Source organism: Actinoplanes sp. NPDC051537, from assembly GCF_055586105.1.
Genome location: NZ_JBVJIU010000001.1, coordinates 393,142 through 411,881, shown reverse-complemented (window position 1 = coordinate 411,881; position 18,740 = coordinate 393,142). Strand labels below are relative to the sequence as shown.

Annotated in this window: 19 protein-coding genes; 6 read left to right on the top strand and 13 right to left on the bottom strand. The window is 72.9% G+C overall.

Annotated elements, in window-relative coordinates:
- Positions 1–29 precede the first annotated feature (29 nt).
- A complete protein-coding gene (locus tag ACZ6TB_RS01910) occupies positions 30–2,546 on the bottom strand; it encodes an SEL1-like repeat protein (protein ID WP_465549498.1) in 2,517 nt (838 codons plus the stop codon).
- Positions 2,547–2,698: 152 nt separating this feature from the next.
- Between ACZ6TB_RS01910 and ACZ6TB_RS01905 the strand changes: the two genes are divergently transcribed.
- Genes ACZ6TB_RS01905 through ACZ6TB_RS01895 form a run of 3 tightly spaced genes read left to right on the top strand, consistent with a single transcriptional unit; the run spans position 2,699 to position 3,865 of the window.
- Positions 2,699–2,881, top strand: coding sequence for a hypothetical protein (locus ACZ6TB_RS01905; protein ID WP_465549496.1), 183 nt, complete (start codon positions 2,699–2,701; stop codon positions 2,879–2,881).
- Positions 2,882–2,936: 55 nt separating this feature from the next.
- A complete protein-coding gene (locus tag ACZ6TB_RS01900) occupies positions 2,937–3,296 on the top strand; it encodes a hypothetical protein (RefSeq protein WP_465549494.1) in 360 nt (119 codons plus the stop codon).
- Positions 3,293–3,865, top strand: a complete 573-nt coding sequence (locus ACZ6TB_RS01895) for a hypothetical protein (RefSeq protein WP_465549492.1) — start codon at positions 3,293–3,295, stop codon at positions 3,863–3,865. Before ACZ6TB_RS01900 ends, ACZ6TB_RS01895 begins: the two co-directional genes overlap by 4 nt.
- Here the strand turns inward: ACZ6TB_RS01895 and ACZ6TB_RS01890 are convergent.
- The 6 genes from ACZ6TB_RS01890 to ACZ6TB_RS01865 all read right to left on the bottom strand — a co-directional run bounded on the left by ACZ6TB_RS01890 (position 3,828) and on the right by ACZ6TB_RS01865 (position 9,050).
- Positions 3,828–4,430 carry a hypothetical protein gene (locus ACZ6TB_RS01890; RefSeq protein WP_465549490.1) on the bottom strand — a complete coding sequence of 201 codons (603 nt, stop codon included), beginning with the start codon at positions 4,428–4,430 and terminating at the stop codon, positions 3,828–3,830. The genes ACZ6TB_RS01895 and ACZ6TB_RS01890 overlap by 38 nt on opposite strands.
- Positions 4,427–5,272: a hypothetical protein gene (locus ACZ6TB_RS01885; protein WP_465549488.1), complete on the bottom strand. Its 846-nt coding sequence runs from the start codon at positions 5,270–5,272 to the stop codon at positions 4,427–4,429. Before ACZ6TB_RS01885 ends, ACZ6TB_RS01890 begins: the two co-directional genes overlap by 4 nt.
- Entirely contained in the window at positions 5,269–6,123 is an 855-nt protein-coding gene (locus tag ACZ6TB_RS01880) for an ATP-binding cassette domain-containing protein (protein WP_465549486.1), read from the bottom strand. The genes ACZ6TB_RS01885 and ACZ6TB_RS01880 overlap by 4 nt, the downstream gene beginning before the upstream one ends.
- A 5-nt stretch (positions 6,124–6,128) precedes the next feature.
- Positions 6,129–6,947, bottom strand: coding sequence for a hypothetical protein (locus ACZ6TB_RS01875; protein WP_465549484.1), 819 nt, complete (start codon positions 6,945–6,947; stop codon positions 6,129–6,131).
- Positions 6,944–7,480, bottom strand: a complete 537-nt coding sequence (locus ACZ6TB_RS01870; RefSeq protein ID WP_465549482.1) for an RNA polymerase sigma factor — start codon at positions 7,478–7,480, stop codon at positions 6,944–6,946. The genes ACZ6TB_RS01875 and ACZ6TB_RS01870 overlap by 4 nt, the downstream gene beginning before the upstream one ends.
- Positions 7,481–7,550: 70 nt before the next feature.
- Entirely contained in the window at positions 7,551–9,050 is a 1,500-nt protein-coding gene (locus ACZ6TB_RS01865) for an alpha/beta hydrolase (protein ID WP_465549480.1), read from the bottom strand.
- A 99-nt stretch (positions 9,051–9,149) separates the two neighbouring features.
- Here ACZ6TB_RS01865 and ACZ6TB_RS01860 point away from each other — a divergent pair, with 99 nt between their 5' ends.
- On the top strand, positions 9,150–9,461 hold the full coding sequence (locus tag ACZ6TB_RS01860) for a chorismate mutase (protein ID WP_465549478.1): 312 nt from the start codon (positions 9,150–9,152) through the stop codon (positions 9,459–9,461).
- Here the strand turns inward: ACZ6TB_RS01860 and ACZ6TB_RS01855 are convergent.
- The 5 genes from ACZ6TB_RS01855 to ACZ6TB_RS01835 all read right to left on the bottom strand — a co-directional run bounded on the left by ACZ6TB_RS01855 (position 9,453) and on the right by ACZ6TB_RS01835 (position 14,710).
- Positions 9,453–10,523, bottom strand: coding sequence for an epoxide hydrolase family protein (locus ACZ6TB_RS01855; protein WP_465549476.1), 1,071 nt, complete (start codon positions 10,521–10,523; stop codon positions 9,453–9,455). The two genes, ACZ6TB_RS01860 and ACZ6TB_RS01855, sit on opposite strands and share 9 nt — an antisense overlap.
- The gene (locus ACZ6TB_RS01850; protein ID WP_465549474.1) at positions 10,520–10,981 is read right to left on the bottom strand and encodes a rhodanese-like domain-containing protein; all 462 of its coding nucleotides are present in this window, start codon (positions 10,979–10,981) and stop codon (positions 10,520–10,522) included. The genes ACZ6TB_RS01855 and ACZ6TB_RS01850 overlap by 4 nt, the downstream gene beginning before the upstream one ends.
- A 23-nt stretch (positions 10,982–11,004) precedes the next feature.
- The gene (locus ACZ6TB_RS01845) at positions 11,005–11,178 is read right to left on the bottom strand and encodes a CsbD family protein (protein WP_465549472.1); all 174 of its coding nucleotides are present in this window, start codon (positions 11,176–11,178) and stop codon (positions 11,005–11,007) included.
- Between the two features lie 134 nt (positions 11,179–11,312).
- Positions 11,313–13,277, bottom strand: a complete 1,965-nt coding sequence (locus ACZ6TB_RS01840) for a hypothetical protein (RefSeq protein WP_465549470.1) — start codon at positions 13,275–13,277, stop codon at positions 11,313–11,315.
- Positions 13,278–13,315: 38 nt separating this feature from the next.
- A complete protein-coding gene (locus ACZ6TB_RS01835) occupies positions 13,316–14,710 on the bottom strand; it encodes a nitrilase-related carbon-nitrogen hydrolase (protein WP_465549468.1) in 1,395 nt (464 codons plus the stop codon).
- A gap of 109 nt (positions 14,711–14,819) precedes the next feature.
- On the opposite strand from ACZ6TB_RS01835, the gene ACZ6TB_RS01830 reads away from it, so the two are divergent.
- Both ACZ6TB_RS01830 and ACZ6TB_RS01825 read left to right on the top strand, forming a co-directional pair.
- On the top strand, positions 14,820–15,887 hold the full coding sequence (locus ACZ6TB_RS01830) for a sensor histidine kinase (RefSeq protein ID WP_465549466.1): 1,068 nt from the start codon (positions 14,820–14,822) through the stop codon (positions 15,885–15,887).
- Positions 15,884–16,537 (top strand): response regulator transcription factor, encoded by a 654-nt coding sequence (locus ACZ6TB_RS01825; protein WP_465549464.1) that lies wholly within the window; start codon positions 15,884–15,886, stop codon positions 16,535–16,537. Before ACZ6TB_RS01830 ends, ACZ6TB_RS01825 begins: the two co-directional genes overlap by 4 nt.
- On the opposite strand, the gene ACZ6TB_RS01820 is transcribed toward ACZ6TB_RS01825, so the two are convergent.
- Positions 16,486–18,735, bottom strand: a complete 2,250-nt coding sequence (locus ACZ6TB_RS01820) for a putative bifunctional diguanylate cyclase/phosphodiesterase (protein ID WP_465549462.1) — start codon at positions 18,733–18,735, stop codon at positions 16,486–16,488. The two genes, ACZ6TB_RS01825 and ACZ6TB_RS01820, sit on opposite strands and share 52 nt — an antisense overlap.
- Between the last annotated feature and the right edge of the window lie 5 nt (positions 18,736–18,740).

Here is an 18,740-nt window from a genome sequence, read left to right as displayed (position 1 = left end):
CCGATGTCGCGGTGGTCGAAGGCCCATGGTCAAACGACTTGAACTGCACCGGATCCGGTCAGTCCGAACCTACGCAGTCGGTCGGCCCCGGCCGGATCGCCTCTCGACTCGCGCAGGTCGACCAACGCCTTCAGCGCGCTGAGGTCGCCGAAGTCGGCGGCCCGCGCCGCGAGAGCGACCGCGCCGACAGCGTCCCCGGTCAGCTCCTGCCACAACGCCAGCATGTGCAGAGCGGTCGTGTCGCCGAGATCGGCAGCCTTCCGGTACCAGGCCTCGGTGCCCGCGTCGTCCCCGGCCTGGGCATGCCGCATGGCCAGCGCCAGCATCGCGCCGGTATTGCCGAGGTCGGCAGCCTGCCGGAACAACGCCTCGGCGCCCGCTTCGTCTCCGGCCTCGGCGCGCTGGATGCCCAGCGCCGTCATCGCACCGGCGTCACCAAGGCCGGCAGCCTGCCGATACCAAGCTTCCGCGCCGGCTTTGTCTCTCGCCAGCTTCCGCATCTGAGCTAGTTCCAGCATCGCGCCGGTGTCACCGAACTCGGCGGCCTGCCGGCACTGCGCCTCGGCGCCGGCGACTTTCTCCCGGCGGCCGGCAAGTCTCGCGTCCTCTCTCGGGCCGTTGATCTCGGCGGCCCGTTTGTACAGCGCCTCCGCGCCGACGGCGTCCCCGGCCATCTTCCGCAGGTCGGCCAGCTTGATCATGGCGCTGGTGTCACCGAGGTCGGCAACCTGCCGGTACAGATTCTCGGCAGCGGCGGCATCGCCGACCTTCTCCCGCAGTTGGGCGAGTTGCCAGATGGCGCGGGTGTCATCGCGGTTTGCGGCCTGCCGGTACAAAGCCTCCGCACCGGAAAAGTCTTCGTCCATTTCCAGCACCATGGCCAGCGCATGAAGGGCGCGGGTATCACCGAGGTCGGCGGCCCGCACCGCAAACGCCACGGCTTCATCGATCCGGCCGGCGTCTTCGCTCACCATCGCCAGCTGGTACATCCCGAGGGTGTCGCCGCGATCGGCTACCTGCTGGTACAGCGCCTCGGCGACGTCGTAGTCCCTGGTCTTGAACCGCAGCCGAGCCATGGCGTACAGCGCTGAGGTGCTGTCGCGGTCGGCGGCTTGCTGGTACAGCGAGATGGCGTGCCGATAACGCCCTCGTCGCTCGGCCTGGCCTCCGAGGCCGAGCAGCAGGTGGTCATCCGTGACGATGATGGCGAACGCGCGCCACAGGCTGTCAGGCGGGTAGATGCCGGCGCGTTCGGTGCGGCCGACTTGTTCGAGGTAGTCGGCCAGCCGGTAGTGGGGCTGACCGTCTTGTGCAGACGGGTCGCCGGGGCGGGGCCGGATGCGGGTCAACGGGCCGCGTACGCCGCGGCAGGGCTTGCCGGCGGACCTCAGGGCCTGGTCCAGCCAGTCGTCGTAGGCCGTGTCCCAATCATGATCGTTGAGGTAGCCGGGGGCGGCGTTCTCCAGCAGGGAGTGGGGGATGGCAAGCGGGTGGCCGAGCCGGCGTGCGTCCATCGCCACCTGAATCACCGCCCTGGTGGCCGGTTCGGCGGTGCGGTAGCGGCTCTCCAGCTCGGGGACGCCGGCAAGGTATTGGGTGATGCGGCCGCCTTCGGCGTGTGCGGCGGCGTACCGCAGTCGCGGATCGCTGCCGAGGGCGGCCGGCTCGAGCGGGGTGAACGCGCCGGTAAGGGTGACCGCGGTGTCGGCGAGCAGATTCCGGACCTGCCCATGGATGTCGGGGTCCCCGGCCGGACGGGTGGTCAGAATGCTCCAGTCGTCCGGCCACGCGGTAGCGAGGATGAGCACCGGCCAGCGGTCCTGGTCGGCCAGCAACCCGCGCAGGCCGGCGGCGACCCGTTCACCCAGGCCGAGGTCGGTGGGCTTGAGGTAGTGCTGTGCCTCGTTGAGCCAGACGATCGTGCCCGGACCGGCTCGGTCGAGCTCGGTCAGGGCGGCCTCCGGATGGTACGGATGCCACAGCCTCCACCGGCCGGGCTGTGCACTGTCGACGTACTTTGCCAGTTCCCAGCACGCTCGGGTCTTGCCGGTCGACGAGCCACCCACCAGGGTGATCAGACGTGACCGGCCGTCCTCGAGCATGTCGTCGACGGTGTTCCGCAGGCCCAGGTCGTGGGCTCGGAGCGCGTACGGAGGCAACGGTTCGGACGGGGTGATGCCGGCGACCCGAATGGCCGGGTGCACTTCGAGCGCGAGCGGGTCGCAGTCGCCGATCGGGCGGCCCAGCCGATCACGCGATGTTGCCCCGGCGTTGTCACGGGTGCTCTTCCGCTGCCGCACGGCGTCCTGGTGAAGTCCCAACCACCAGGAGAGAGGACGCTGCTGGTAGCCCCTGGCGCGGGGTTGGAGGTACTCGACCAGAAAGCGCACTACAGCGGGATCGGCGGGCACCGCCTTGCCGCCGAACCAGTCACTCAGCCGCTGTCTGCTGATGGGCAACGGCGGTTGCTGGGCGGCAGCCTGACGGACCAGCGTGGTGTACGAGACTCCGGCGGTTGCCTCCCGCAACGTCGCCAGCTCGGTCAACAGCCTGATCATCGCGCGGCCCGGCTGCTGTCCGGAGGATGTCCGGGTCCGGACCGAACCGGACCCGACGTCACCATCAGTGAGCAGGACATGATCAGAATGTAGCCGAAACGGCTCGGCGGACAGGCACCGGACACCCGACAAAGGGCGACATGTCCACCATGTTCTCGCTGATTCATGACGGAGCGTTCGCCGCCGGCATCGGCACGCTGCTCTACACCGCAACGGTCACCACGGCCGCCTTCACCGCGCTGCTGGCGCCGGCTTCGCAACGACGACGCGACGCCCGCACCGTGCTGACCATCTTGCTGCGCAACCGATGGAGTGAAGGCTGAAACTTTTCCGGGACCGGGGCGCGACAGGTGAGGTGTCTATCAAAGGAGAAGTGCCATGACCGCAGCAGCCCGGACAACCACCCGACCCGCGCACCTCCCGTCGTCGTCAGCCGCCATCTTCGCCGTTCTCGGGCTCATCGACATCGGACTGTTCGGGGTGGTGGGCTCCTCGATCGCCCCGCCGCTGGGGATCAGCATCGCCATCGCGACGCTCGGGCTCGTCACCCTGGTCGCCCTGGTTCCCGCCCGGCGTGGCAGCCGGCCGTGGCTCATCGCCGCCGTCGTCACCCGGGTCCTCTCCGCCGTCCTGGCCGGTGCCGCGTTCGTTGCCGGCGCGCCCGCCTGGGTCATGGCCGTCGAAGGCTTCGTCATCGTCGCGACGATCGTGGCCCTCGTCCTGCTGCGCCGAGCGTGACGGTGGTCCGCGGCCGCTTCATCGTGGTCGGCGGCGTTGTCGGCGTCGCCTGGGCGGCCAGTCTGCGCGGCTTCATGGCGCAGCTGGCCGGCCCGGCCTCGACCTTCACCATGAGCGGCACCTTCGGCATCATCCTGCCGACCGGCGCGGTTGTCGGCGCGCTCCTCGGCTGGGCCGAATACCAGCACCGAAGCGGCCGTCAGTACCGGCCGCTCATCCTCGCCCCGCTGCTGATCGGCGTCATGCCCAGCCTGGCGACCGCCGGCCTGGATCCCGGCCCCATCGGCCTGGCCCTGTTCGCCATGGCCGGCGGCTACGCGATCTCCGGCCGTGGGCCGCTCTGGACGCGGGCCGTGGCCGGCATCGTCAACCTCGCCGGCGTGGTCGTCACCTTCCTGGCCCCCAAGCCTTCGCCGGAGCTCGGCCTCGCCACGCCGCAGGGTCTCTGGTTCGACACCCTGGGGGCGTCCCTGGGAGTCGTCCTCGCCCTGGCCTGCGCCATCCCGATGCGCCGCCCCGAGGCAAGCGCGGTCACCGCGGGCCGGGCATCCACCGGGGCCAGCGGCTGACCGACCCGGCGACGGCCGCCGCGCCGGCGACGAGGACGCCCCACCACACGGTGTTCGACGACAGCCCGTCGCCGCCGCCGGTCGGGAACGTGCTGACCCGGCTGGCCACCGCCGGTAGGAGAGTGGGCGCCAGCAGGATCAGCACGACGGCGGCGGATGCCGGCGCCCCCGGCTCGCCGATCCGCGTACGGCCCACGCACGCCACGACGAAGCCCAGCGCCACGTTGCCGGCCAGCGCGAGCGCGGTCGCCGGCCAGGGCAACGTCAGCCCCCGCAGCGCGCCGCCGAGCATGAGCACCGCGCCGGTGGCGAGCGGGGCGAGCAGCGCCAGCGCGCGGATCCCGGTGCGCTTGACCGGCCCGGTCGGGGTCACGTCGACGACCGGGCTGGCCGGTTCGTCGAGGGCGAACGCGGCGGCGGCGGCGAGCAGCGTGAAGGCGATCGGCAGCATGGTGGTGGCGGTCGTGGGGAACGCGACTCCGCAGCCGCCCATCAACGCGGCCGCGCCGCTGACCCCCACGACCGCGGGCCACGCTCCGGCCCGCAACATCGTTCGGACCATCATGCGCGTACGGGGTCGACGACGGCGAGCGCGAGCAGGAGCACGGCCAGCACCGACGTGGCCGCCAGGGTGCGGACGATCCGGTAGCGCACCCGCCCTTCGGCGCCGCGCAGCATCGCCACCAGGACCGCGATCGCGCACAGCGCTAGTTGCCAGCCGAGGAAGAACCACGGCGATCCGCGCCAGAGCGTGACGTCGGGTCCGTTGTCGGCGAAGGAGAAGTGCGTGAACGGCGCGAACATCCGCAGTGCCGTGGCGGCCGCCGAGTCCGGATGCGACAGGGACGGGACCGTCGACAGGTTGCCCCAGCCGAAGAGGAACAGCAGCGCCACGAACGAGGCGCCGGGGAACCGGACCCAGCGGCCGAGCGCGACACCGAGCAGCGGGCCGCCGAGCGACGGGACGACGAACTGGCTGACCAGGATCGCGGCCTGCGCCGGCGAGCTGAACGCCCCGTAGATCGGGTCGCCGATCGGGTAGACGCGCAGGAACCCGAGCAGCATCACCACGCTGCAGAGCATCGGTACGACCGCGACCGTGCAGAGCGCGGCCGTGCGCACCGGCAGCGTCGTCGGGGTGACGCCGAGGACCGGCTCGCTGGCGCGCGTCGATCGGGTCAACCCGAAGGTGGCCATCATGGCGAAGCCGCCCAGGAAGAACGGCACGTACCAGTTCAAGGAGTCGATCTCGGTGACCCCCGAGGGGGTGGTCGCCGTCACCCACGCGGTGAAGGCCAGGGCCAGCAGGAACACCGGGATGACGACGAACCGGCGCAGCTCGCGGACGGCGAGCATGCCGAGGCCGCGGCCGGCGACGGGCCGGGTCGGTGCGAGTGCCACGGTCACGACGTCACCCCTTCGCCTCGGAGCAGCAGGTAGGCGTCTTCGAGGGACGGTTCGACGTGCTCGACGCCGGCACGCGCCCGCGCGGCGACGTTGCGATAGCGGCCGGTGCCGGTGCGCCAGGAGACCGCCGCCGCCGGGTCGGGCTGGTCGGCGAGCCAGACCCGATCGGCGGCCTGCCGGACCAGCTCGGTGACCTGCCCGTCGTACCGGATCCGGCCTTGGTCCAGAACGACGACGCGCTCGCACAGCGCCGCGACGTCCTCGGTCTGGTGCGTGGACAACACCACGATCGACGTACGCGCGATCTCCGCGAGCACGGTCCGCAAGGTGACGCGTTGTTCCGGGTCGACGCCCGTGGTCGGCTCGTCCAGGATGAGCACCGGCGGCGATCCGAGCAGGGCCTGGGCCAGCGCGACCCGTCGGCGTTGGCCACCGGACATGGCCCGGATGCGCTTCGTCGTGACGTCGGAGAGCCCGACCTGACCGAGCACCCGGCGCACTTCGGCGTGCCGGGCGTCCGGCTCGGTCCACTCCTTGAGCATGGCGATGTAGTCGACGAACGCGAACGCCGTGAACCCGCGCGGGAAGCCGACCTCCTGCGGCAGGTAGCCCAGGCGGCGGCGGATGTCGGTGCGCTGAGCGGGCACGTCCGGGTCACGGCCCAGCACGCGTACGGCGCCCTGGCTCGGCGGCAACGCGGTGGCCAGCAGCCGCAGCAACGTGGTCTTGCCCGCACCGTTCGGGCCGAGCAGGCCGATCACGCCGGGTTCCAGGTCGAGCTCGACGTCGGCGAGCGCCCGGGTCGCCCCGAACGAGCGCCCGACGCCGCGCAGGCTGATCGAAGCGGTCATCGCCGCTACCTCCAGGGTCGAAGCCGGCGCAGATGGCGCCCGCGTACCAGAAATATTCCGAACGACGCCGCGGCCACCACCAGGAAAGCCACCTGCGTCCGGCCCTGCAGCATCGCGGCCGGCGCCGCCGACCGCGCGCTGGTGACCCAGACCGCGGCGAACCAGCCGACGCTGACCACGGTGGCCGCGTTCATCGGGCTGACCCAGGTGGACGCGGCCAGCACGACCGCGACGAAGCCGACCGCCGGCAGCAGCCAGGCGAACGGCGCCGCGCCGGGCACGACCAGCCCGAACAGCAGTACGGCCGGCAACGCGAGCGCGAGGACCGCGATCGTGCGCAGCAGGACCAGGCGCAGGGCCGGGTAGGGCGTGACCATCTCCGGTTCCAGGGCCGGGTCCCATCGCCGGTCGTAGCTGAACGCGACCACCAGGCACGGCATGAGCGGCGCCACCGCGAGGAAGAGCCATATCCCGCGGGCGTGCCCGATCATCGCCGCGAGCGCGGCGAACGCGAGGACGGCGGCCACGCCGACCAGCCACACCCCGCGAAACGCGCTGGCCACGGCGACCAGGCGAGCCTCGTGGGCGGGGAGACCGACGGCGCGCAGCAGCCGTTCGAACGGCGAGGGGAGCGGGACCTCGACGGCGTCGCGCGTACGCTCCCAGATCGTCGCGAGGTCGAACGCGGTGGCCGCCCCGTTGACCCGGCCCCGGCACTGCGCGCAGGTGAGCAGATGCTGCTCGACCGAGGCGCCCTCGGCCACCGAGTCGGTCCGCTCGACGTACCGCCGGAGCGTTTCCTCGTCGACATGCCAGGCGGTCATGACAGTCCCTCCGCTAGCGCGGCCCGCAGTTGTGCCTTGGCCCGGTACAGCCGCGTCTTGACGTTGCTGAGCGGCACGTGCAGCAGTTGCGCGGTTTCCTTGGCGGTCAGGCCGTCCAGCACGACGGCCTGGATGACGGCGCGCATCTCCGGCGACAGCCGGGCCAGGGCCCCGCCGATGTCGCCGTACTCGACCGACAGCAGCACCTGGTCCTCGGCCGCCGGGGTGGCCCCGGCGGTGTCGAACACCGCCGCGATGTCGGTCCGTGTGCGAAGGCGGCTGACCAGCCGGCGGATCGCGATGCCCCACAACCAGGCCGCGACGTTGCCGTCACCGCGGAAGCCGCGCGGCTTCTGCCAGATCGCGACGAACGTGTCCTGGACGGCGTCGGCCACGAGGTCGCGGTCGTTGCAGCGGCGGCCGAGCCGCAGCGCGAGCCACCCGGCATGCCGTTCGTAGAGCGTACGGAAGGCGCCGATGTCGCGCTCGGCGACGCCGATCAGCAGCGTCTCGTCGCTCGGGAGCCCCTCCATACCTCCACTGTCGCGTCCCGGGCCCGGAAAAGTTTCAGCCCTTACGACGAACTTTCCGGCCTGGTGTGTGTCAGTCGGTGTAGACCGTGCCCGGCGGCGGTGTACGCCCGGTGGCCAGATAGCTGTCGATCGCGTCCCGGGTGTGGCTGACGCCGTGGGCCAGGTAGCTGGTGTGGCCGTCGCCCTCGCGGGTCACCAGCACGCTCGACGGCAGATCCCGGTGCAGGCGGAGAGCCCACGGGTACGCCGTCGAGGGGTCGTGAGTGGCGTTGGTGATCAGGATCGGGGGCGCATGCCGCACCACGATCGGCTGCGGCGGGTTCACCACCGGCGCCGGCCAGCCGACGCAGCCGGTGATGATGGTCCACGACTGGGACGCGCCGCCGAGACGGGGCGCGACCGCCCGCCCGAGCCGCTGCACGCGTTTGAGGTCGTCGAAGGTCCGGACCGGCGTACGCCAGTCGAGGCATTCGATGGCGATCGCGCTGCCGTTGGCGTTGCCGTCGCTCGGCCCGGTGGCGACCGGCGGGGAGAACGCCGACGCGTCACCGGCCTCGGCCTGCCGCAGGGCGAGCGCCAGCCCGTTGCGCCCGTCCGGTGAGATGAACGGGATCGGATCGGGGAAGAGCAGGAAGCCCTGCGTGGCGAGCCGGATGTCGGCGCCGGTCACGGACGGGCGGCAGGCGCCGGTCTGGGCGCAGGTCGGGGCCGGGATCGCGGTGCGGTCGGCGGTCGCCACCAGATCGTCGAAGAGCCGGGGCACGTCCCGGCCGTGCAGCGCGCACGACGTCGTCGCCGCGCACCAGGCGAAGAAGCGATTGAGGGCGTCCTCGTACGCGTGCGATTCGTCCGTGAACAACGTCAGCGCCGGCAGCGAGTGATCGAGCGCGCCGTCCAGCGCCAGGGTGCGGATGCGATCCGGGTACAGCTCGGCATAGGTCGAGCCCAGCTGGGAGCCGTAGGACAGGCCGAGGTAGTTGAGCTTGCCCTGGCCGAGCGCCCGGCGCAGCAGCTCGAGGTCGCGGGCGGCGCTGACGGTGTCGACGTGCTCCAGCAGCGGCCCGGTGAGCCGGCGGCAGCTCAGCCCGAGCGCCCGGTTCCGGTCGACCACCTGCCGGAACTCGGCCGCGTTCGTGGGGAACGCCGGGACCTGGCGGTTGAGCAGGGCCGGGTCGCAGCGGACCGGGCTGCTGAGCCCGACGCCGCGCGGGTCCACACCGATCAGATCGAAGTGCTCCCGGGTGGCGGCGGAGAACAGGCCGGCCCCGAGGGACTCGCCGAACACGAACTGCGTCCCGGACCCGCCGGGGCCGCCGGGATCGAAGAACAGGCTGCCGACGGGGTGCGCGCCGGTCGCCGGGAGGCGGTCCACGGTCACGGTCGCCTTCGGGCCGCCCGGGTGCGCGTAGTCCACCGGGACCTGGATCGAGGCACACTGCAGCTCGTCGGGCGAGCCGGGGAACGGGCAGGCCGTCCAGGAAAGCGCCGGGCTTTCCGGAGCGGCCACGGCGGCCGTGGGTATCGCCAGCATTCCGGCGACGAGCGCCGCCTGGATCGCGCGGTTCAGCATCTGCCTCACCCTCCCGACTTCTCGACCGGTCCAGGATCGCACCGATCGACGCCCGGCACTGTCCGATGTCCGGCGGCGGCGTGCGGGATCATGAACGGCATGTCCGAGCCCCGATCCCTCGCCGACGTCCGTTCCCGCATCGACGACCTCGACTCTCAACTCGTCGCGCTGCTGGCCCGCCGCCAGGAGCTCGTCGAGGCCGCGGCCGGCTTCAAGCACGATGAGCAGGCCGTGCGCGCGCCCGATCGGGTCGAACGGGTGGTCGCCGCCGTCCGCGAGAAGGCCACCGCCGCCGGACTGGACGCCGCCGTGGCGGAGGCGATCTGGCGCGCGATGATCGCCGCGTTCACCGAGCTCGAACTGGCCCGTCACCGCGCGCCGGCGAACGATCCGAGCGCACCGTCACGCTGACCGCAGCGAGTCGAAGAAGGCCTTGATGTCGGCCGCGAGCAGGTCGGTCTCCTGGTGAGGTGCGAAGTGACCGCCGCGGGGCATGCGGGTGTAGCGGACCACGTTGTACGTCCGCTGCGCCCAGCTGCGAGGCGGCTGCGACAGGTCGGTGGGGAAGACCGCGACGGCCGTCGGCGTCTCGACCCGGCGGACCCGCTCGGCCCGGCCCCGGCCGAACTCCCAGTACGGCCGGAACGACGTGGCGATGACGCCGGTGTGCCAGTAGAGCGAGGCCTGGGTGAGGATCTCGTCGTCGTTGAACGCGCCGTCCCAGGCGTGGTACTTCTCGAGCAGCCAGGCGAGCAGCCCGACCGGTGAGTCCGACAGCCCGTAGCTCAGGGTCGACGGCCGGGTCATCTGCTGGTGCTCGTAGGCGCCCTCGTCGGCGGTCCACCGTGCCACCTGGGCCAGGTGGTCGCGTTCCTCGCCGGTCAGGGTCGCCGGGTCGTACTCGGGCGGGTCCGCGACCGACATGAGGTGGATCCCGGCGACGACATCGGGAAACGCCTGGCCGAGCAGCGACGTGGTGCCCGCGCCGAGATCGCCCCCGTGCGCGCCGTACCGGGAGAACCCGAGCTCGTCGTGCATGAGCCGGTGCCACAGCTCGTGGGTGCGCAGGTGGGTGCGGCGCGGCCCGAGCGGGAAGCCCGGCAGGCACGGCACGATGACGGTGAAGCCGGGCTGCAGGCGCCGGGCCAGGCCGACCAGCTCGTAGAAGCTGCTGGGCCAGCCGTTCGTGAGCACCAGGGGCAGCGCGTCGGCCCGGCCCGCGTCGAAGCGAAGGTAGGGGAGCCCCGTGCCGGCGATGTCGGCCCGGTTCCAGGGCAGCGCGTTGATCTCGTTCTCGTACCGCCGCCAGTCGTAGCCGTCCGCCCAGTAGCCGGCCAGCCGGCGCAGTTCCGCGTCCGGGGTACCGGCCGTCCACGCGTCGCCGGTCGGGTCGGTCCAGTCGGCCCGGGGCCAGCGGGTGGTGAGGATGCGGCTGCGCAGCGCCTCGAGCTCGTCGGCCGAAACAGAGATCATTCGCGTACGTCCGGAAGCTCGCTCGTGGTCGGCAGGCCGGCCGCCAGCCAGGCCTCGACGCCGCCGATCAGGTCGGTGGCCCGGTGCAGGCCGATCGCCCGCAGGCTCGCCGCCGCCAGGCTGGAGCTGTAGCCCTGCCGGCAGACCACCACGATCAGCAGGTCATGGCCGGTGGCCTCGGGGATCCGATGGTCCGAGGCGGGGTCGAGCCGCCACTCCAGCACCGTCCGGTCGATGACGATCGCCCCCGGGAGGTCGCCCTGCTTGGACCGCTGCCTGTCGGTCCGCGTGTCGATCAGCAGCGCGCCGCCGGCGACCGCCGCCCGGGTCTCGTGCGGGTCCAGGCGTCGCATGCCGCTCCGCGCCCGGGTCAGCAGCGCGTCCACACCGTCGGTTGTTGTCACCCGACGATCATGCCGCGCCCGGCCGGGGCGAACCGCCGGGGCCGGGCGCGGCATGCAAGAAAGCACGAACGGGGAAATCAGGACTTGAAGGCGTCCTTCACGTTCTCGACGGCCTGCTTGATCTTCGACTCGCTCTGGTCCGCCTTGCCCTCGGCCTCGAGGCGCTCGTCGTCGGTGGCACGGCCCACGCCTTCCTTGACCTTGCCGCCGAACTCCTCGGCCTTGTTGTCGACCTTGTCATCGAAAGCCATGACTTGCCTCCACATCGTCGGGCGTACGTCTGTGGCAATACCCGTCCCGGGCCGGGCCAACCATGTGAGGCGCGTCATGTGTGGGCCAGATCGGCGGGACCATCGCCTCGAGTCCGGCTGCACGCTTCGACAGATCAAGCGGCCGGTGGGCACGGACCCCGGTCGCACACGTCGATCACCCGCCCGGTGAGCAGGAACGCCGCCTTCTGCCGCTGGGCGGCGGGCTGGGCGCGCGGGAACTCGTGCGGGTCGGTGCCGTACTGCGGGCCGGCCGGGGCGAGGTTCGTGGGCGGTGGCGACGCCGCCTGCCCGCTGTTCCACACCACGAGCGCCGAGCCGCGGTACGGGTAGGGCGGAAGCGGCCGGATGCCCCAGAACGGCACCACCTCGTCGGACCAGCCGGGCGCCAGCGCGGGCCGGTGGATGCGGGCGCCGATGGTGCGGGCCTCGACCTGGGCGGCGGCCGGCGACACCTGGTGGTCGCCGAACGCGACGTGCATGAGCACCTGGTGCGCGGGCGTGCCCGGCAGCGGATGGGCGGTCAGGTGCTGGGCGTACCCGTTGGCCTCGCCGCGGTCCCACAGCATCTGGATCAGCGCGAGCAGCAGTTGCTGGTCGGTCTTGTCCGGGTAGGACTGGTCCATGAGCTGCTGGAACGGCGCGAAGTCGACGCTGCGCTGCAACAGGGTGCTGTAGTTCATCGCGGGCACGCCGAGCACCGAGCGGGTCCAGTCCTGGGCGATCGCGGTGAGCGCGCCGCCGTTGATGCCGCCCTGGCTGTTGCCGTCGTAGTGCATGCCGCCGGCCCGGTCGAGCAGGCTGCGACCCTGGGCGTCCCGGAAGGCCGGGCTGGTCGCGAAGCCGCCGGGCGCGGCCATCACCCGCCCGAGGAACAGGAAGTTGAGGAAGCTCTGCTGGAGCCGGTCGGGCACGGCCGGGAACGTGCTCAGGTCACTCCAGGTGGCCGCGACGAACGGGATGTCGCCCGACGCCAGCCCGATCCAGCTGGTCGCGCAGAACATGAAGTCGTACGTCTGCGCCATGTCCTTGACGTTGCCGGCGTTGATCTCGGTGGGCGCGCCGAGCAGGCCGTGACCGTAGAGCGACAGGTGAGCCGGCCGGCCGGCGCTCGCGGCGCGCGGGATGTTGCAGACGAAGTCGGCGGCGAGCGTGGCGCCGGAGGCGGTCGGCAGCGATCCGGCGGTGGGCGGCCGGCCGTCGCCGCCGGCCGGCCCGTAGTGCAGCCGGGAGCCGGGCCCGCCGTCGCCGGGGAGATAGCTCGGCACCGCGACCGTGCCGCGCACCTGCCGCGCGATGCGGGCGTCCTGCTCGGCGGTGAAGTCGGTGACCTGGCTGACCGTGAACGCCGGCGCGTGCCGGCCGAGGGCGGCGAACGCGTCGTCGCGCATCCGCAGCACCCGCCCGGTCAGGTCGGGCGCGCTCGCGACGGTGAAGTCCCACGCCAGGTACAGGTGGCGGTCCCCGATGCCGGCCCGCCGCAGGTCGTCGCCGAGGCGCCCGGCCCGGCCCGGCGCCGGGATCAGCGATCCGGAGCCGTCGCGCAGCCCGCGCAGGATCACCACGTACCGCGTGGCCTCCCGCAGCGCCACCGCCGGCCGGATGATCAGCAACCGGCCGGGATCGCCGGCGGCGTGCGCGTCGAGCTCGGCCCAGTACGGCGTCCGCTCCCACGTGCGCGTGTTCAGCAGCACGATCGGCGCGTCCGGCGCCAGCGAGCGCCCGATGTCGGTGACCGGCGCGATGCCGGTGGCGACCGGGTCGAGGCCGGGCACCCGCACGAGGATCGGCGTGCCTGGGCTGAACCCGTCCTGCCGGTTCCACTCGGCCGGGTCGACGTGCTTGCCGGCCAGGTTCGCCGGCAGCGCGCCGGCGTCGAAGTGCACCCGGCGCCCGGTCGGGCTGGTGCGGTCGGCGACCGTGAGCCGGTCACTCGGGAAGGGCAGCAGCCCGGCGGCGGAAGGCGGCCCGCCGAGGGATGGCGGCCCGGCGAGGGACGGCGGCCCGGCGGCGGACGCGGCCCCCGAGGGTGCGACGGCGACCAGCACGGCGGCGGCGAAGATGAGGAAGCGGCGCGTCACGGAAACCCCCCGGTGGCCGTAGCGGTAGCGATCTATTCCTACGCCGGTTCGGTGGCGTGGGCAATGCGCCGAATCGACACGACGGCACCGATCAGCAGGGCCAAGGCCAGAAACGGAAACCAGTCGCCTACCCGCCCGTAAGGCGTGGCGTGCGCGGCCGGTGCGGCGGTGACCAGCAGCTCGGCATTGCCCGCGGAGGTCTCGCCGAGCAGCCGGCCGGTGGGGCCGGTGACGGTCAGCCGGCCGTAGGCGGCCGAGCGCACCACGGTCAGCCCGCTCTCGACGCCGCGGACCAGGGCCATCCGGCTGTGCAGCCGGCCGTCGGATGTGAAATCGAGGGCCGGGACCAGCATCATCGTCGCGCCCCCGGTGCGATAGCCGCGCACCAGCCCGGGAAAGTCGAGATCCTTGCAGATGGCCACCCCGAACTGCCCGCCTACGATAAGGTCGGCGTCGCCGGGCGTGAGCCAGTCTTCCAGGCCGGGGATCAAGTGCTGCTTCTCGTACACCGCGACGGCCCCGCCCGCCCCCAGCACCAGCGCCACGTTGGCGGCCGTGCCGCCGTGCCGCAGCACCGCCCCGACGATCACCTGCGAGCCGCCCGAGGTCGCCGGCCGGAACGCGTCGACCAGGCGGGGGAGCGTCGCGTCGCTGACCCCGAACACCTTCTCCGGCAGCACCACGAACCGCGCCCCGTGGGCCACCAGCCCGGTCACCCGCGGTAGGTAGCGGCCGAGCAGCTCCCGCCCGGACGCCTCGTCGATCGGCAAGCCGTCGTCGGACTGCTCGAGCGCCACGAGCCCGACCGCCACCGGCTCGCGCCCCGCGGACCGGCTCGACAACCAGACCGACCACCCGCCGACGGTGACGGCCATGACGAGCAGACAGGTCAGGGCGGCGCGCCGGCCGGATCGCGGGCCGGCGAGGAGAGCGGTGAGAGCGATCGGGACGGCCAGCAACAGGTGGGTGACGCCCCAGACGCCGGTCAGCGCGGTCACCTGGATGACCGGCCGCACCCCGGCCTGGGTGTAGGCGAGACTCCACCACGCGCCGTGCGGCAGCAGCAGCGACGCCGCATATTCGCCGAGGACCCACACGGCCGGAACGGTCAGGATCGCGACGACCGGGCGGCCGCGCATCAGCAGCGCCCGGGCGAGCAGCACCGTGCCGCCGGCCAGCGCCGCGCCGAGCAGCACCACGCCGGCGACCGCCGGGACCGGGAGGTGCAGGGTGCCGGCGTAGTAGCCGAGCACGCCGAGCTGCCCGATCAGCCAGGCCACCACGCTCGAGGCGAGCGCGGCTCCCGGCCGTACGCGCAAGGAATTGATCAGAAGCGGGACCGGAGCGAGCCAGGCCAGCCCGGCGATGGGGTGCAGGCCCGAACCGCCGAGCCAGAGCAGGCCACTGAGGACCGCGGCAGCGATGGAAAGCATGCGGTGAGCCTGCCGGGGCGGGTTCAAGAACGGATCGGTCCGGAGAACGGGTTCCTTCTGGTCCCGTGGAGGGAGGCGCGCGGTAGTACTTCCGGCCGATACTGCCGGGGTGAAGCGGTACGTGAACCTCGCCGTGACCGTGGCCGCCGTGGTCGCCACCGTGCTGCCCGCCCTGATCGGCGGCCCGCACGCCTGGTGGGTGCTCCCGCTCGCGATCGCCTCGTCGGTGCCCGTCTACTGGCGCGAGCGCGCGCTGCTCCCGGTCGCCCTGATCGCCGGCGCCGCCACCACGCTCTCGGCCTCGCTCGGGGCGCCGCCGCTGCTGCCGGTCGGCCCGCTGGTGTGCCTCTACACGTTCGCCGAGCGCTCGTCGCTGGCCATCCGGCTGCTCGGCGTCGCGGTCACCGCCGTCGGCCTGCTGTTCTCGCTGCTCTACCCGCACCCCGACCTCGAGGTGCTGCGCTACCTGACCGTCGCCTACGTCTTCGCGTACGCCCTGGGCACCAGCGCCCGCGCCGGCGCCGAGCGTGACCGGCGGGTCGCCGGCGAGCGGGAGGCCGCCGTGCTGCGCGAGCGCACCCGGATCGCCCGGGATCTGCACGACATCGTCACCCACGCGGTCGGCGTCATGATCGTGCAGGCCGAGGCGGGTCCGCTGCTCGTGCGCACCGACCCGGACCGGGCCGACCGGGCGTTCGCCGCGATCGCCGGGACCGGGCGCGACGCGGTGGTGCAGCTGCGCCGGGCGGTGGGCGGCATGCGCGGCCCAGACCAGCCCGGGATGGCCCCGGGGATGGCCCAGCCGGGGATGGCCCAGCTGCCGGACCTGGTCGAGCGGGTCCGCGAGACCGGACTCGACGCCCGGCTGCGGGTCGAGGGCACGCCCGCCGATCCGCCCGCCGATGTCGGCGCCGCGGCGTACCGGATCGTGCAGGAAGCCCTGACCAACGTCATCCGACATGCGCGAAATGCCGCAAACGTGGAAGTGGTTGTCCGGTTTGAAAAGAGCCTGACGGTCACGGTCACCGACGACGGCGACAAGACGGCCGGAAAGGACAGCGGCTACGGGATCATCGGCATGCGCGAGCGAGCACGAGCGTGCGGCGGCACCCTCGACGCGGGCCCGGCCGAGCGGGGTTTCGCGGTGACGGCCGTCCTGCCGGCGGTGCCCGCGTGATCCGGGTGATCCTCGCCGACGACCAGGACCTCTTCCGGGCCGGTTTCGCGACCATCCTCGGCGCGGAACCCGACATCGAGGTGGTCGCCGAGGCGGCGGACGGGGCTTCGGCCGTACGGGCGACGGTCGAACACGCCCCCGACGTGGTGCTCATGGACATGCGGATGCCGATCCTCGACGGCGTCGCCGCCACCCGCCGGGTCTGTGCGCAGACCGCCGCGCGGGTGCTCGCGCTGACCATGTTCGACACCGACGACTACCTGTACGCCGCCCTCCGCGCCGGCGCCAGCGGCTTCCTGCTGAAGGACGCCCCGCGCGCCGACCTGGTCGCCGCCGTCCGGGTGGTCGCGGCCGGCGACGCGCTGCTCGCCCCCGGCGTCACCGCCCGGGTGATCGGCGAGCTGCATCGCCGCGGCCACCCCGATCCCGGCCTGGCCGCGGCGATCGGGGGCCTGACCGCCCGCGAGACCGACGTGCTGCGGCTGATCGCCGGCGGCCTGTCGAACGCCGAGATCGCCGCCCATCACCGGCTCAGCGAGCACACCGTGAAGACGCACGTGGGCAATCTGTTCGCGAAGCTGGGCCTGCGGGATCGGGCTCAGGCGGTCATGGTCGCGTACGAGTCCGGGCTGGTCGTGCCCGGCCGCTGAAGCAGCGCGCCGATCTCCGCCGCCGGCAGCGGCCGGGCGAAGTGGAAGCCCTGCACGTAGCGGTAGCCGAGCTCGTGCAGCCGCCGGGCCTGGGCCGCGGTCTCCACGCCCTCGGCGACCGTGCGCAGACCCATCTTCTCGGCGATGCCGGTCAGCGCGGTCACGATGGCCTCCTGCTGCGGCGTCCCGCCGAGCCCGTCGACGAACGACTTGTCGACCTTGATGGCGTCGACCGGGCAGGTGCGCAGCAGGCCGAGCGACGAGTGGCCGGTGCCGAAGTCGTCCAGCGAGATGCTCACCCCCAGGTCGGAGAGGGCCTGCACGGTGGCGAGGGCGCGGCCGCCGCCGAAGACGGCGGTCTCGGTGATCTCGATGGTCAACTGCCGCGCCGGTACGCCGTGCCGGGCGAGCGCCGAGGCGACCAGCTCGGGCAGGGCCGGGTCGAGCAACTGCCGCGCCGACACGTTGACGGCCACCGAGCCCAGCGCGTCCGGGCCGTGCTCGCGCCGCCACGCGGCGGCCTGCGCGCAGACCGTGTCGAGGATCCACGCGCCGAGCTCGACGATCAGCCCGCTGTCCTCGGCGACCGGGATGAAGTCGGCGGGGGAGACCACCGTCCCGTCCGGCCGGGTCCAGCGGATCAGCGACTCCACGCCGGCCATCCGCCCGTGCGGCAGCTCGACGATCGGCTGGTAGAGCATGTGGAAGTCGCCGTCGATCAGTGCCCGGCGCAGGTCCGCGGCGATGGTCGCGCGCTGGGTCAGCCGGCGCTCGAGCGACGCGTCGTACCGGGCGTATCCGGCCCCGGCCACCGCCTCGCGCAGCGCCATGTCGGCCCGCCGGTAGAGGTCGTCGGCCTCTCCGTCGGCGACCCCGACCGACACGTCGACGAGCACCTCGTGCCCGCCGGCGCGCAGCGGCTCGGCGTTGGCCGCCCGCAGCTCGTCGGCGAAGGACGGCCGCACGCCCGCGAGCAGCAGGCCGAACTCGTCGCCGCCCAGGCGGGCCACCGCCGGCTGGTCACCGGCCAGCCGGGTGAGGCGCTCGGCGTACGCGGTGAGCAGCTCGTCGCCCGCCTCCGGCCCGAGGCCGTCGTTGAGCGCCCGGAACTCCTTGAGGTCGATCAGCACGACGGTGTGCGGTCCCTCGGCCGCGGCCACCGCGGCCGTGAAGTAGCGGCGGTTGACCAGCCCGGTCAGGTCGTCCCGCATGGCCTGCTGCGCGACCGTGCCGAGCAGGCCGGCGTTCTCGGCCAGCGCCACCGCCTGCCGCGCCACGACCAGCAGCAGCAACACGGTGGTGCCGCCGACCTGCACGACGCTCAGGTGACCGGTGCGCAGGAAGACGATGGCCAGCAGAAGGCTGGTCAGGCCGGTGGCGACGAGCGGGATGGCGGTGCCGCGCCGGCCCACGACCGGGGCCACCACCAGCGTCTCGCGGCGCTGCCGGCGCTGGGCGTGGGCGGCGAGCGCGCCGAACAGGCCGACGAACGGCAGCACCGCGGCGCTGCCGTTGAGGTGCGGCCAGGGCTTCAGCACCGACATCAGCATGGTGGACAGCGGGCCGCAGAGCCCGACCGGCGCGAGCCACCACAGCGAGACGCGGGGGACCGGGCTGACCCGGGCCGCCATGATCTTCACGACGACCACCACGCCGGCGACCGCGATCGCCATCATCGCGATGTTCAGCCACCAGGCCGAGGCGCTCACCCCGAACCGGTCGATGAACCAGCCGACGTACTGCGACGAGGCGATGCCGGCGGTGACGGCGACCACGGCGACGTCGAGCAGGGCGGTGGTCAGTTGCCGCCAGCTGCGCCCGCCGCCGGGGAGCCGGAGCATGGCGCCGATCGCGCAGAGGGTGCCGAACACGTACAGCAGCAGCGTGCGCGCGCCGATCGGCGGCATCCCGGTGTAGTCGGTGGTGGCGATGTCGATGGTCTGGCTGACCGCCGCCACCGCGACGAAGCCCATGCCGACCGCCAGCCGCCGCCAGAACACGCGCAGCGCCCCGGCGGTCTGCGTGGCCGCGCCGCGGAAGGCGGCGACCGCGATCGCCGGCCCGCCGACGGCCGGCGCCCACACCAGCAGCTTGGAGAAGCCGGCGCGGGTGCCGAGCGTGATCAGCAGCACGTCGGCCAGCGCGAGCACCAGGGCAGCCGGCGTGAACCAGGCGCGCCAGCGGTTCGCCTCGAACACCTCGC